This is a genomic window from Luteimonas sp. MC1782, assembly GCF_014164605.1.
Lineage (GTDB): Bacteria > Pseudomonadota > Gammaproteobacteria > Xanthomonadales > Xanthomonadaceae > Luteimonas.
The window spans coordinates 18,282-30,539 of sequence record NZ_JACJFT010000003.1; the positions used below are offsets into that span (position 1 = coordinate 18,282).

The following is a 12,258-nucleotide window of genomic DNA, read 5'->3' on the forward strand; positions in this document are numbered from 1 at the left end:
GGCTTGCGCCGCCGCGATACGTGCCGGTGTTGATCCGGATCGCCGAGGGCGATCCAGATAGCACCGGCGGGGGCCATCGGCTTTGCGCCGACGGCCTTTGGACACGCGGGATGTGGTTTCCTGCAGATTCGTCGGTGAGGGTGTTGCGCGTCCGGCGGGTACGTGTCTATAATGTTCGACTACTTCGGCAAGACCCCTTTGGGGACTCGCCGGAACCGCGAAATGAGGTGCAGGATGCGCCTCGTTTTCGCCAGACAGGGAACACGTCGCGCGGCAGTACCCCGGTTCGTCCCGAAGCTCTTCGGGACAAAGTGACCAGGGGAATCGTCGCGTCCGCATCTCCGTCTGGGCGGGCCGGGTAACTGGCCTGCCTTGTTTTTTGCAGGGACGGTCGCCGGGCAGGGGTCTCCAGCCTCGGCATCCATTGATTTCACGGGGTTCCGCGCATCCAGCCGCGGGCCTGTCGCTCTTTAAAGAAGGAATTCCGTCATGGCGGACCAGAAAATCCGGATCCGGCTGAAAGCGTTCGATCATCGACTGATCGACCGTTCGGCCAGCGAGATCGTAGAAACGGCCAAGCGGACGGGCGCCCAGGTGCGCGGCCCGATCCCCCTGCCGACCAAGATCGAGCGTTACACCATCCTGACCTCGCCGCACGTCGACAAGGACGCGCGCGACCAGTATGAAACCCGCACGCACAAGCGCGTGCTCGACATCGTCGACCCCAACGACAAGACCGTGGACGCGCTGATGAAGCTCGAACTCGCGGCTGGCGTCGACGTCCAGATCAAGCTGACCTGAGGACGCCACCATGACCGCGAAGCGATATTCGTTGGGCATTGTCGGTCGCAAGGCCGGCATGACCCGGGTGTTCACCGAGGATGGCCAGTCCATCCCGGTCACCCTGATCGAAGCCACCCCCAACCGCATCACCCAGATCAAGACCCAGGAGACCGACGGCTACAGCGCCGTGCAGGTCGCCGTCGGCACCAAGCGTGCCGTGCTGGTCAACAAGCCCGAGACGGGTCACCTGGCCAAGGCCAAGGTCGAAGCCGGTCGTGGCCTGTGGGAGCTGCGCGTCGGTGACGACCAGATCGGCGGGTTCGAAGTGGGCGGCGAGATCCGCGCCGACATCTTCGAAGTCGGCCAGATCGTCGACGTCGAGGGCGTGACCAAGGGCAAGGGCTTCCAGGGCACGATCAAGCGCTGGAACTTCAAGATGGGCGACGCGACGCACGGCAACTCGCTGTCGCACCGTTCGCCCGGCTCCATCGGCCAGCGCCAGACGCCGGGCCGCGTGTTCCCGGGCAAGAAGATGTCCGGTCACATGGGTGCGGTGCGCCAGAGCACGCAGAACCTCGAAGTGGTCCGGGTCGACGCAGAGCGCGGCCTGATCGCCGTCAAGGGCGCGGTTCCGGGCGCCCCGGGTGGCGACGTGATCGTGCGTCCCACGAGCAAGGCATAAGGAGAGATGACGATGGAACTCTCCATCAACGGTAGCAGCGACAAGATGTCGGTTTCCGAAGGCGTGTTCGGCCGCGAGTTCAACATGGACCTGGTCCACCAGGTCGTGGTTGCGTACCGCAATGCCGGCCGTTCGGGCACCAAGGCGCAGAAGACGCGCTCGGAAGTCAGCGGCACGACCAAGAAGTCGAAGAAGCAGAAAGGCGGCGGCGCGCGTCATGGCGCCCTGACGGCCCCGATCTTCGTCGGCGGCGGCGTGACGTTCGCGGCCAAGCCGCGCAGCTTCGAGCAAAAGGTCAACCGCAAGATGTACCGCGCGGCGATGTCGACCATCCTGTCCGAGCTGGCCCGCCAGGGTCGCCTCCAGGTCGTCGAGTCCTTCGACGTCGCGGAGACCAACACCAGCGCGTTCGCCGAAAAGCTCAAGGGCCTCGATCTGGGCAAGCGCCCGCTGATCGTGACCGAGGACGCCTCGGACCACCTGTACCTCTCGGCGCGCAACCTGCCGTACGTGCAGATCCGTGACGTGCAGGGCCTGGACCCGGTTTCGCTGGTCGGCGCCGACAGCGTGCTGGTCACCGCCGACGCCATCAAGAAGATCGAGGAGTGGCTGGCATGAATGACGCCAAGCTCTACGCACTGATCCGTGCGCCGCGCGTGTCCGAGAAGACCGCGCGCCTGCAGGAAGTGTCCAACCAGTACGCGTTCGAAGTGGCGACCGATGCCACCAAGGCCGACATCAAGATCGCGATCGAGAAGCTGTTCGCCGTCAAGGTCGAGGCCGTCAACGTGCTCAACGTGAAAGGCAAGCAGAAAGCCTTCCGCAACCGCAATGGTCGCCGCGGCGACTGGCGCAAGGCGTACGTGACGCTGGCCGAAGGCCAGTCGATCGACGTCATGAACACCAAGGCCTGAGGAAGACCCCATGCCATTGATGAAATTCAAGCCCACCTCGCCCGGCCGCCGTTCAGCGGTCCGCGTGGTCACGCCGGACCTGCACAAGGGTGCGCCGCACGCCGCCCTCGTCGAGCCGCAGAGCAAGACCGGTGGTCGCAACCACCATGGCCGCATCACCACGCGGCACATGGGTGGCGGCCACAAGCAGCACTACCGCATCATCGACTTCAAGCGCGACAAGGAAGGCATCCCGGCGCGCGTGGAGCGCATCGAGTACGACCCGAACCGCACCGCGCACATCGCGCTGCTGTGCTACGTCGACGGTGAGCGCCGCTACATCATCGCGCCGAAGGGCCTCAAGGCCGGCGACCAGGTGATCGCGGGCAATGACGCGCCGATCAAGGCGGGCAACACGCTGCCGCTGCGCAACATCCCGGTCGGTTCCACCGTGCATTGCGTCGAGATGAAGCCGGGCAAGGGCGCGCAGCTCGCCCGCGCCGCGGGTGCCGGCGTGCAGCTCGTCTCCCGCGACGGCATCTACGCCACCGTCCGCCTGCGTTCGGGCGAGATGCGCCGCGTGCCTGCCGAGTGCCGCGCCACCATCGGTGAAGTGGGCAACGTCGAGCACAACCTCGAGAAGCTGGGCAAGGCCGGTGCGTCGCGCTGGCGCGGCATCAAGCCGACCGTCCGTGGTGCCGCCATGAACCCCGTCGACCACCCGCATGGTGGTGGCGAGGCCAAGGCCGGCCAGGGCAACCCGCATCCGGTCACCCCGTGGGGCGTGCCGACCAAGGGTTACAAGACCCGCCACAACAAGCGGACGCAGCAGTTCATCGTGCGCGATCGCAGGAGCTAACCGACCATGGCACGTTCACTGAAAAAGGGTCCGTTCGTCGACCACCACCTGATCAAGAAGGTGGAGACCGCGGGCAACACCAAGCGCCCGATCAAGACCTGGTCGCGCCGCTCGATGATCCTGCCGGAGATGGTGGGTTTCACCATCGCCGTGCACAACGGCCGCAACCACGTCCCGGTGCTCGTCAACGAGAACATGGTGGGCCACAAGCTCGGCGAGTTCGCCCTGACCAGGACCTTCAAGGGTCATGGCGGCGACAAGAAGTCGCGCTAAGGAGATGACAATGGAAGCCAAGGCAATCCTGCGCAGTGCGCGCATCTCCCCGCAGAAGGCACGCCTGGTCGCCGACCAGATCCGCGGCCTCTCCGCAGCCCGTGCGCTCGACCTCTTGAAGTTCAGCGACAAGAAGGCCGCGCACATGATCTACAAGGTCGTCTACTCGGCCACGTCGAACGCCGAGAACAACCTGGGCGCCGACGTTGACGAGCTCAAGGTCAGTGCGATCACGGTCGACGAGGGTCCCACCCTGAAGCGCTTCATGGCACGCGCCAAGGGTCGCGGCAGCCGCATCCTCAAGCGCACCAGCCACATCACCGTCGTCGTCGGCGAGGGGAAGTAACTCATGGGTCATAAAGTCCACCCCACCGGTATCCGCCTTGGCATCGCCAAGGACTGGAATTCCAAGTGGTACGCCGGCAAGAAGGAGTTCGCCGGTTACCTGATCGCCGACATCAAGGTCCGCGAGATGCTTCGCAAGAAGCTCGCGGCGGCCGGCATCAGCAAGATCCTGATCGAGCGTCCCTCGAAGTCCGCGCGCGTCACGATCCACACCGCCCGCCCGGGCGTGGTGATCGGAAAGCGCGGCGAGGACATCGAGAAGCTGCGCAAGGAAGTCTCCGCGCTGATGGGCGTCCCGGCGCACATCAACGTGACCGAGGTCCGCAAGCCGGAGCTCGACGCGCAGCTGGTCGCCGAGTCGATCGCGCAGCAGCTCGAGCGCCGCATCATGTTCCGTCGCGCGATGAAGCGCGCCGTGGGCAACGCGATGCGCCTTGGCTCGCTGGGCATCAAGGTCAACGTGGCCGGCCGCCTCAACGGCGCCGAGATCGCGCGTTCGGAGTGGTACCGCGAAGGTCGCGTGCCGCTGCACACGCTGCGCGCCGACGTCGACTACGGCTTCGCCGAGGCGAAGACCCAGTACGGCATCATTGGAATCAAGACCTGGATCTACAAGGGCGAGATCTTCGACTTCGCCCAGGTCGGCCAGGAAAAGCAGGACGATTCGCCGCGCGGCGAGCGTGGTGATCGCGGTGACCGCGAGCGCCCGCGTGGCCCGCGTCGCGACCGCGAGGCGAGGGAGTAATCAACCATGCTGCAACCCAAGCGAACCAAGTACCGCAAGATGCACAAGGGCCGCAATGACGGCCTGGCCTGGAACGGCAATGCCGTCAGCTTCGGCGAGTATGGCCTCAAGGCCACGCAGACCGGCCAGCTGACCGCGCGCCAGATCGAGTCCGCGCGTCGTGCCATCAGCCGCTATGTGAAGCGCGGCGGCAAGATGTGGATCCGCGTGTTCCCGGACAAGCCGATCACCAAGAAGCCCATCGAAGTCCGCATGGGCTCGGGCAAGGGTGCGGTCGAATTCTGGGTCGCCCAGATCCAGCCGGGCCGCATGATCTATGAGATCGAGGGCGTCGACGAGGTGACCGCACGCGAGGCGTTCCGCCTGGCGGCCGCCAAGCTCTCGGTCACCACCACTTTCGTGACGCGGACGGTGCGCTGATGGAAATCAAGGAACTCCGCCAGAAGTCGACGGACGAGCTGAAGGCACATTTGCTTGAACTGCAGAAGGAGTCGTTCTCGCTCCGCATGCAGAAGGCAACCGGCCAGCTCGCCAAGACCCACGACGCCCGCCGGGTTCGCCGCGAGATCGCTCGCGTCAACACCCTCCTCGGCGCCAAGCAGTAAGGACCGGGCAGACATGACCGAAAACACTGAAAAGAAGCTGCGCACGGTCGAAGGCCGCGTTGTCAGCAACAAGATGGACAAGACCGTGACGGTGCTCGTCGAGCGCCAGGTGAAGCACGCGCTGTACGGCAAGTACATCCGCCGTTCGACGAAGCTCCACGCCCACGACGCCGAGAATTCCTGCAACGAGGGCGATACCGTCCGCGTGGTGGAAATCGCGCCGATGTCCAAGACCAAGAACTGGCGCGTCGTTGAAATCGTCACGCGCGCGGCCGACTAAGGAGGCTCTCCAATGATCCAGATGCAGAGCCACCTCGATGTGGCCGACAATTCGGGTGCCAAGGAAGTGATGTGCATCAAGGTGCTGGGCGGCTCAAAGCGCCGCTATGCAGGCATCGGTGACATCATCAAGGTGTCCATCAAGGACGCCATCCCGCGCGGCAAGGTCAAGAAGGGCGAAGTCTACGACGCGGTCGTCGTGCGCACCCGCAAGGGCGTCCGCCGCCCCGACGGTTCGCTGATCCGCTTCGACGGCAACGCCGCCGTGCTGCTCAACAACAAGCAGGAGCCGATCGGCACCCGCATCTTCGGGCCCGTGACCCGTGAGCTTCGTACCGAGAAGTTCATGAAGATCGTCTCGCTCGCGCCCGAAGTGCTCTGAGCCGGACGGAGAGGAAACCGACATGAATCGCATCAAGAAGGGTGACCGCGTGATGGTCACCGCCGGCAAGGACAAGGGCAAGCAGGGTGAAGTCGTTCGCGTGCTTGGCGACAAGGTCGTCGTCGCGAACATCAACGTCATCAAGCGCCACACCAAGCCCAACCCGCAGGCCAACCAGCCTGGCGGCGTGATCGAGCGCGAAGCGCCGATCCACGCGTCGAACGTGATGGTGTTCAACCCTGCCTCCGGCAAGGGCGAGCGCATTGGTACCAAGGTCCTCGAGGATGGACGGCGCATCCGCGTCTTCCGCTCGAGCGGTGAGGCGATTGACGCCTGAGGAATGTGAAATGAACACCCGTCTCGAAAAGTTCTACAAGGAAGAAGTGGTGCCGAAGCTGACAAAGCAGTTCGGCTACACCAATCCCATGCAGGTTCCGCGCCTGAGCAAGATCACGCTCAACATGGGCGTGGGCGAAGCCGCCGCGAACAAGAAGGTCCTGGAGAACGCGACCGCCGACATGGCCAAGCTCTCCGGCCAGAAGCCGATCGTGACCAAGTCCCGCGTGTCGGTGGCTTCGTTCAAGATCCGCGACGGCTGGCCGATCGGCTGCAAGGTGACCCTGCGCCGCGCCAAGATGTTCGAGTTCCTCGATCGCCTGGTGAACGTGTCGCTGCCGCGCGTCCGTGACTTCCGCGGCGTGTCCGCGCGGTCGTTCGATGGCCGTGGCAACTACAACATGGGCATCAAGGAACAGATCATCTTCCCGGAGATCGATTTCGACCAGGTCGACGCGATCCGCGGCATGGACATCGCGATCACCACGACCGCCAAGACCAACGAGGAAGCCAAGGCACTGCTCGAAGCCTTCCGTTTCCCGTTCCGCACCTGATCGGACAAAGAAGACCATGGCCAAGACCTCAATGATCAACCGCGAGACGAAGCGCACCAAGCTGGCGAAGAAGTTCGCCGCGAAGCGCGAGGCGTTGAAGAAGGTTGTCAGCAGCCAGGACGCCAGCTTCGAGGAGAAGATGGACGCCGCCACCAGGCTGCAGAAGCTTCCGCGTGACTCCTCCACCTCGCGCCAGACCACGCGTTGCGCGTTGACCGGCCGTCCGCGCGCCGTGTACAGCAAGTTCGGCCTCGGCCGCAACAAGCTGCGCGAGGCGACCATGCGCGGCGACGTCCCCGGTCTGCGCAAGGCAAGCTGGTAAGCAACTCCATTTACGAATTCGCATTCCTGCGGATATCGGTGCACTCAGAAGGTAACAACGATGAGCATGACTGATCCCATCGCCGATATGCTGACCCGCATGCGCAATGCGGCGGCCGTCGGCAAGCCGGTGGTGAAAATGCCGTCGTCCAAGACCAAGGTGGCTATCGCCAGGGTCCTGAAGGACGAGGGTTACATCTCCGGTTCGCGCGTGACCGAGGACGGCGCCAAGGCCGAACTCGAAATCGAGCTCAAGTATTACGAAGGTCGTCCCGTGATCGAGCGCATGCAGCGCTTCTCGCGTTCCGGCCTGCGCCAGTACCGCGGCAAGGACGCGATCCCGAAGGTCCTCAACGGCCTCGGCATCGCCATCATTTCCACCTCGAAGGGCATCATGACCGATGCGCAGGCGCGCCAGTTGGGCGTCGGCGGCGAGGTTCTGTGCTTCGTGGCTTAAGGGAGTAACCGCAATGTCCCGAGTTGCCAAGAAGCCGATCGCCCTCCCGAAGGGCGTCGAGCTGAACATCCAGGCCGGCAGTGTCAGCGTCAAGGGCCCGAAGGGCACCCTGTCGATGGCCAAGCCGTCCGACGTGGACGTCACGATCGAAGACGGCCATGCCGTGCTGTCGTCGCAGAATGCCGACAACATCGCCATGACCGGCACCATGCGCGCGATCATCGCGAACATGGTCCACGGCGTGTCCGAAGGCTTCGTGCGCAAGCTCGAGCTGGTGGGCGTCGGCTACCGCGCCGCCATGCAGGGCCCGGACCTCAACCTGTCGCTGGGCTTTTCGCACCCGGTGCTGTTCAAGGCCCCGGCCGGCATCAGCATCGCGACGCCCACGCAGACTGAAATCGTGGTGACCGGTGCCGACAAGCAGCAGGTCGGCGAGGTTGCAGCGAAGATCCGCGGGTTCCGCCCGCCGGAGCCGTACAAGGGCAAGGGCGTCAAGTACGCCGGCGAGAACATCATCCGCAAGGAAGCCAAGAAGGCCTAAGCGGGCCTTCAGCTTTCGGAGAACGACATCATGCTCAAGAAAATTGCCCGCCTGCGCCGCGCCAAGTCGACGCGTTCGCACATCCGCGTGCTCGGCGTGCCGCGCCTGTCGGTGCTGCGCACCGGCCAGCACCTCTACGCCCAGCTGTTCACCGCAGATGGCTCCAAGGTCCTGGCTTCGGCCAGCACCACCCAGTCCGATGTCCGCGAGGGCCTGAAGGGCGCCAAGAACATCGAGGCTGCCGCCAAGGTCGGCCGCGTGATCGCGGAACGTGCCAAGGCTGCCGGTATTGAAAAAGTCGCGTTCGACCGCTCCGGTTACAGGTATCATGGCCGGATCAAGGCCCTGGCCGACGCCGCGCGTGAAGGTGGCCTGCAGTTCTAGGCAGCAAGACAATGTGTTGAAAGGTGGGGCTCCGTCCCCACCATTGCCCCCTGCCGATGCGGGCTGCATCGGACGCCCTCCGCCTTTTGCGCGGTCCGGTGGTCCACCGACCCGACCAACAACTCCAAGCGGCATGAAGCCGTACATCCCTTTCGTACGACAGAGGCAATACAGAGATGGCAGAGGAACGTGCTCCGCGCGGTCGTGACCGCGACCGCAACCGGGAAGAGATCGACGACGGCATGATCGAAAAGCTGATCGCGGTCAACCGCGTCAGCAAGACCGTCAAGGGTGGCCGCCAGTTCACCTTCACCGCGCTGACCGTGGTCGGCGACGGCGCCGGCAAGGTCGGCTTCGGCTACGGCAAGGCCCGCGAGGTCCCGATGGCAATCCAGAAGTCGATGGAATATGCGCGTCGCAGCATGTCCACCGTCGATCTGAACGGCGGTACGTTGTGGCACACGGTCAAGGCCGGCCATGGCGCCGCGCGCGTGTTCATGATGCCCGCTTCCGAGGGTACCGGCGTCATCGCCGGTGGCGCGATGCGCGCCGTCCTCGAGGCCGTCGGCGTCAAGGACGTGCTGGCCAAGGCCGTCGGTTCGCGCAATCCCATCAACCTGGTGCGCGCGACCGTCCGCGGTCTCGAGAGCATGCACTCGCCGGCGAACATTGCCGCCAAGCGCGGCAAGAAGGTCGAGGAGATCGTCAATGGTTAAGAAGGAAGCGACCGGCGGCACGCTCAAGGTGCGCCTGGTCAAGGGCCTTCGTGGCTCGCAGGGCATCCACCGCCTCTCGGTCCAGGCCCTGGGCCTGCGCAAGATCAACGACGTCCGTGAACTGAAGGACAGCCCGCAGGTCCGTGGACTGATCAACAAGGTCCATTACCTTGTCCGGGTCGAGGAATAATCCAATGAAGCTCAATACTCTGCACCCCACGCCCGGCGCGCGCACCGATCGCAAGCGCGTCGGTCGCGGCATCGGTTCCGGCCTCGGCAAGACCGCCGGCCGCGGCCACAAGGGTTCCTTTGCCCGTTCGGGCAAGGGCAAGATCAAGGCCGGCTTCGAGGGCGGCCAGATGCCGCTGCGCAAGCGTCTGCCGAAAGTCGGCTTCCGCTCGCGCATCGCCGGCGACACCGCCGAGGTCATGCTGTACCAGCTCGAGCGCCTGGAAGGCGACATCGACTTCAAGGCGCTGCGCGCCGCGAAGCTGGTGCCGGCCACCTCCAAGCGCGCCAAGATCGTGCTGAAGGGCGACGTCACCAAGGCCCTCGTGCTGAAGGGCGTCCTGGCCACGGCCGGTGCGCGCGCCGCGATCGAAGCGGCCGGCGGCAAGGTCGAGGAGTAAGAAGGGCATGGCACGTAGCGGCAACGCGATGGCCGGGGTCGGCGGGCTCGGCAAGTTCACCGAGCTCCGCCAGCGCCTGCTGTTCGTCGCCGGGGCACTGATCGTCTACCGCATCGGCTGCTACATCCCGGTGCCCGGCGTGAACCCCGACGCCATGCTGCGCCTCATGGAGCAGCAGGAAGGCACCATCGTGGACATGTTCAACATGTTCTCCGGTGGCGCCCTCTCGCGCTTCAGCCTGTTCGCGCTGAACGTCATTCCCTACATTTCCGCGTCGATCATCATCCAGCTGCTGGTGCAGATCCTGCCCAGCCTGAAGGCGATCTCGAAGGAAGGCGAATCCGGACGTCGCAGGATCACCCAGTGGTCGCGCATCGGCGCGATCCCGCTCGCGATCTTCCAGTCGGCCGGCATCGCCGTCGCCCTGCAGAGTTCCGGCGCCAGCAATGGCATCCCGGTGGTCTATGCGCCCGGCATGGGCTTCGTGGTCACCGCGATCATCGCGCTTACGGCCGGCACCATGTTCCTGGTGTGGCTGGGTGAGCAGGTGACCGAGCGCGGCATCGGCAACGGCGTGTCGCTGATCATCTTCGCCGGCATCGTGGCGGGTCTTCCGAGTGCGGTCATCACGACGTTCGAAGCCGCGCGCAACGGCGACATGAGCCCGATCGCGGTGATCCTGATCGCGCTGATCGTGGCCATGTTCACCTACTTCGTGGTGTTCGTGGAGCGTGGCCAGCGCCGGATCACGGTCAACTACGCGCGCCGCCAGGGTGGCCGCAACGCGTACATGAACCAGAGTTCGTTCCTGCCGCTGAAGCTCAACATGGCGGGCGTGATCCCGGCGATCTTCGCCTCGTCGATCATCATGTTCCCGGCCACCGCGTCCACCTGGTTCAGCCAGGCGGGTTCGGCAACGTGGCTGCAGCGGGTCAGCCAGGCACTGTCGCCGGGCGAGCCGCTCTACATCCTGCTCTATGCGGGGCTGATTGCGGGCTTCACCTTCTTCTACACCGCGCTGGTCTTCAATTCACAGGAAACCGCCGACAACCTGAAGAAGTCGGGCGCGCTGATCCCGGGCATCCGCCCGGGCAAGGCGACCGCGGACTACATCGATGGCGTGCTGACGCGGCTGACCGCGGCCGGCGCGACCTACCTGGTGCTGGTCTGCCTGCTTCCGGAGTTCATGCGCACCGAGCTGAATGCGTCGTTCTATTTCGGCGGCACGTCGCTGCTGATCGTGGTGGTCGTGGTCATGGACTTCATTGCCCAGATCCAGGCCCACCTGATGTCGCACCAGTACGAAAGCCTGCTCAAGAAGGCCAATCTCAAGGGAGGCCAGCGCGGCCTGCCGCGCGGCTGACGATATTCAAGCGGATGCCCCCGCGGCCGGCTGGCCGGGGAGGGGATCCTGGTCCCGCCGCTTCGCGGTCGGACCGTGATGGGCGACTCGCGCGGCGGTCCCGCGTGCGAGTGGTTCGAAGCCTGTCCTGGCGCCAGAGTAGCGCCGGGCGGACCCGGTCCCGCAAGGGGCGGGGTTGCAGCATCGGACCTTCGCCGGAGCATGGGCACACTCCCCATGCCGGGCTTGCTGGACGCCATTGGCGGCCACGGGCTTTCTTGTACCTCGGGATCCTGATAGAATTTCGTGTTCACTGCGTCGGATGAACCCATCCGTGCGCCAAACCAGTTGGAGATCCGCGCATGGCGCGTATTGCAGGTGTCAACCTGCCTGCCCAGAAACACGTCTGGGTCGGGCTGCAAAGCATCTACGGCATTGGCCGTACCCGTTCGAAGCTCGTCTGCCAGGCGGCAGGCGTCGATTCGTCCATCAAGATCCGCGACCTGTCCGAGCCTGACGTCGAGCGCCTGCGCTCGGAAGTCGGCAAGTACGTGGTCGAGGGCGACCTGCGCCGCGAGATCGGCATGGCAATCAAGCGCCTGATGGACCTCGCCTGCTACCGCGGGCTCCGCCATCGTCGCGGCCTGCCGCTGCGCGGCCAGCGCACCCGGACCAATGCCCGCACCCGCAAGGGTCCGCGCAAGGCCATCAGGAAATAAGGGAACAAGACCATGGCCAAGCCGGCAGCCAAACCGAAGAAGAAGATCAAGCGCGTCGTCACCGACGGCGTTGCCCACGTCCACGCTTCGTTCAACAACACCATCATCACGATCACCGACCGCCAGGGCAATGCGCTCTCGTGGGCGACTTCGGGCGGCGCGGGTTTCCGCGGCTCGCGCAAGTCGACCCCGTTCGCAGCCCAGGTCGCCGCCGAGAAGGCCGGCAAGGCCGCCCTCGACTACGGCGTCAAGTCGCTGGAAGTGCGCATCAAGGGACCCGGTCCGGGCCGTGAATCTGCCGTTCGTTCGCTGAACAACGTCGGCTACAAGATCACCAACATCATCGACGTGACGCCAATCCCGCACAACGGGTGCCGTCCGCCGAAGAAGCGTCGCGTCTAAGGGGCGATAAG

General features: G+C 64.9%; 24 protein-coding genes. All 24 read left to right on the forward strand.

Features of this window, described 5'->3' with window-relative positions:
• Window positions 1-489 precede the first annotated feature (489 nt).
• The 24 genes from rpsJ (at window position 490) to rpsK (ending at window position 12,247) form a co-directional block, all read left to right on the forward strand.
• Complete coding sequence (gene rpsJ / locus H5368_RS12970) at window positions 490-801, forward strand: 30S ribosomal protein S10 (protein WP_024891232.1); 312 nt, start codon at window positions 490-492, stop codon at window positions 799-801.
• A gap of 10 nt (window positions 802-811) precedes the next feature.
• The gene (gene rplC / locus H5368_RS12975) at window positions 812-1,465 is read left to right on the forward strand and encodes a 50S ribosomal protein L3 (RefSeq protein ID WP_182825366.1); all 654 of its coding nucleotides are present in this window, start codon (window positions 812-814) and stop codon (window positions 1,463-1,465) included.
• A 12-nt stretch (window positions 1,466-1,477) separates the two neighbouring features.
• Window positions 1,478-2,083 carry a 50S ribosomal protein L4 gene (gene rplD / locus H5368_RS12980; protein ID WP_182825368.1) on the forward strand — a complete coding sequence of 202 codons (606 nt, stop codon included), beginning with the start codon at window positions 1,478-1,480 and terminating at the stop codon, window positions 2,081-2,083.
• Window positions 2,080-2,379, forward strand: coding sequence for a 50S ribosomal protein L23 (gene rplW / locus H5368_RS12985; protein ID WP_182825370.1), 300 nt, complete (start codon window positions 2,080-2,082; stop codon window positions 2,377-2,379). The genes rplD and rplW overlap by 4 nt, the downstream gene beginning before the upstream one ends.
• Before the next feature lie 10 nt (window positions 2,380-2,389).
• Window positions 2,390-3,217, forward strand: coding sequence for a 50S ribosomal protein L2 (rplB, locus tag H5368_RS12990; RefSeq protein WP_182825372.1), 828 nt, complete (start codon window positions 2,390-2,392; stop codon window positions 3,215-3,217).
• A gap of 6 nt (window positions 3,218-3,223) precedes the next feature.
• Window positions 3,224-3,490, forward strand: coding sequence for a 30S ribosomal protein S19 (gene rpsS, locus H5368_RS12995; RefSeq protein ID WP_182825374.1), 267 nt, complete (start codon window positions 3,224-3,226; stop codon window positions 3,488-3,490).
• 10 nt (window positions 3,491-3,500) lie between these two features.
• Window positions 3,501-3,836, forward strand: coding sequence for a 50S ribosomal protein L22 (gene rplV, locus H5368_RS13000; protein WP_182825376.1), 336 nt, complete (start codon window positions 3,501-3,503; stop codon window positions 3,834-3,836).
• 3 nt (window positions 3,837-3,839) lie between these two features.
• Complete coding sequence (gene rpsC / locus H5368_RS13005; RefSeq protein ID WP_182825378.1) at window positions 3,840-4,580, forward strand: 30S ribosomal protein S3; 741 nt, start codon at window positions 3,840-3,842, stop codon at window positions 4,578-4,580.
• A gap of 6 nt (window positions 4,581-4,586) precedes the next feature.
• A complete protein-coding gene (rplP, locus tag H5368_RS13010; protein WP_182825380.1) occupies window positions 4,587-5,000 on the forward strand; it encodes a 50S ribosomal protein L16 in 414 nt (137 codons plus the stop codon).
• On the forward strand, window positions 5,000-5,185 hold the full coding sequence (rpmC, locus tag H5368_RS13015; RefSeq protein WP_182825382.1) for a 50S ribosomal protein L29: 186 nt from the start codon (window positions 5,000-5,002) through the stop codon (window positions 5,183-5,185). Before rplP ends, rpmC begins: the two co-directional genes overlap by 1 nt.
• 13 nt (window positions 5,186-5,198) lie before the next feature.
• Entirely contained in the window at window positions 5,199-5,465 is a 267-nt protein-coding gene (gene rpsQ / locus H5368_RS13020) for a 30S ribosomal protein S17 (RefSeq protein WP_182825384.1), read from the forward strand.
• A gap of 12 nt (window positions 5,466-5,477) precedes the next feature.
• Window positions 5,478-5,846, forward strand: coding sequence for a 50S ribosomal protein L14 (gene rplN / locus H5368_RS13025; RefSeq protein ID WP_182825386.1), 369 nt, complete (start codon window positions 5,478-5,480; stop codon window positions 5,844-5,846).
• A gap of 22 nt (window positions 5,847-5,868) precedes the next feature.
• On the forward strand, window positions 5,869-6,183 hold the full coding sequence (gene rplX / locus H5368_RS13030) for a 50S ribosomal protein L24 (protein WP_182825388.1): 315 nt from the start codon (window positions 5,869-5,871) through the stop codon (window positions 6,181-6,183).
• Between the two features lie 10 nt (window positions 6,184-6,193).
• Window positions 6,194-6,736, forward strand: a complete 543-nt coding sequence (rplE, locus tag H5368_RS13035) for a 50S ribosomal protein L5 (protein ID WP_182825390.1) — start codon at window positions 6,194-6,196, stop codon at window positions 6,734-6,736.
• A gap of 16 nt (window positions 6,737-6,752) precedes the next feature.
• Window positions 6,753-7,058 carry a 30S ribosomal protein S14 gene (gene rpsN, locus H5368_RS13040; RefSeq protein WP_182825392.1) on the forward strand — a complete coding sequence of 102 codons (306 nt, stop codon included), beginning with the start codon at window positions 6,753-6,755 and terminating at the stop codon, window positions 7,056-7,058.
• 60 nt (window positions 7,059-7,118) lie between these two features.
• Entirely contained in the window at window positions 7,119-7,514 is a 396-nt protein-coding gene (gene rpsH / locus H5368_RS13045; RefSeq protein WP_182825394.1) for a 30S ribosomal protein S8, read from the forward strand.
• A 13-nt stretch (window positions 7,515-7,527) separates the two neighbouring features.
• Entirely contained in the window at window positions 7,528-8,055 is a 528-nt protein-coding gene (gene rplF / locus H5368_RS13050; protein WP_182825396.1) for a 50S ribosomal protein L6, read from the forward strand.
• Window positions 8,056-8,085: 30 nt separating this feature from the next.
• Entirely contained in the window at window positions 8,086-8,439 is a 354-nt protein-coding gene (gene rplR / locus H5368_RS13055; protein ID WP_182825398.1) for a 50S ribosomal protein L18, read from the forward strand.
• Between the two features lie 176 nt (window positions 8,440-8,615).
• Complete coding sequence (gene rpsE / locus H5368_RS13060) at window positions 8,616-9,155, forward strand: 30S ribosomal protein S5 (protein WP_182825400.1); 540 nt, start codon at window positions 8,616-8,618, stop codon at window positions 9,153-9,155.
• Window positions 9,148-9,345 carry a 50S ribosomal protein L30 gene (rpmD, locus tag H5368_RS13065; RefSeq protein ID WP_182825402.1) on the forward strand — a complete coding sequence of 66 codons (198 nt, stop codon included), beginning with the start codon at window positions 9,148-9,150 and terminating at the stop codon, window positions 9,343-9,345. The genes rpsE and rpmD overlap by 8 nt, the downstream gene beginning before the upstream one ends.
• Window positions 9,346-9,349: 4 nt before the next feature.
• A complete protein-coding gene (gene rplO, locus H5368_RS13070; protein ID WP_182825404.1) occupies window positions 9,350-9,784 on the forward strand; it encodes a 50S ribosomal protein L15 in 435 nt (144 codons plus the stop codon).
• A 7-nt stretch (window positions 9,785-9,791) separates the two neighbouring features.
• A complete protein-coding gene (gene secY / locus H5368_RS13075; protein ID WP_182825406.1) occupies window positions 9,792-11,147 on the forward strand; it encodes a preprotein translocase subunit SecY in 1,356 nt (451 codons plus the stop codon).
• 341 nt (window positions 11,148-11,488) lie between these two features.
• The gene (gene rpsM / locus H5368_RS13080; RefSeq protein ID WP_182825408.1) at window positions 11,489-11,845 is read left to right on the forward strand and encodes a 30S ribosomal protein S13; all 357 of its coding nucleotides are present in this window, start codon (window positions 11,489-11,491) and stop codon (window positions 11,843-11,845) included.
• Window positions 11,846-11,857: 12 nt separating this feature from the next.
• Window positions 11,858-12,247: a 30S ribosomal protein S11 gene (gene rpsK / locus H5368_RS13085; RefSeq protein ID WP_132985250.1), complete on the forward strand. Its 390-nt coding sequence runs from the start codon at window positions 11,858-11,860 to the stop codon at window positions 12,245-12,247.
• The last annotated feature ends 11 nt before the right edge of the window (window positions 12,248-12,258 follow it).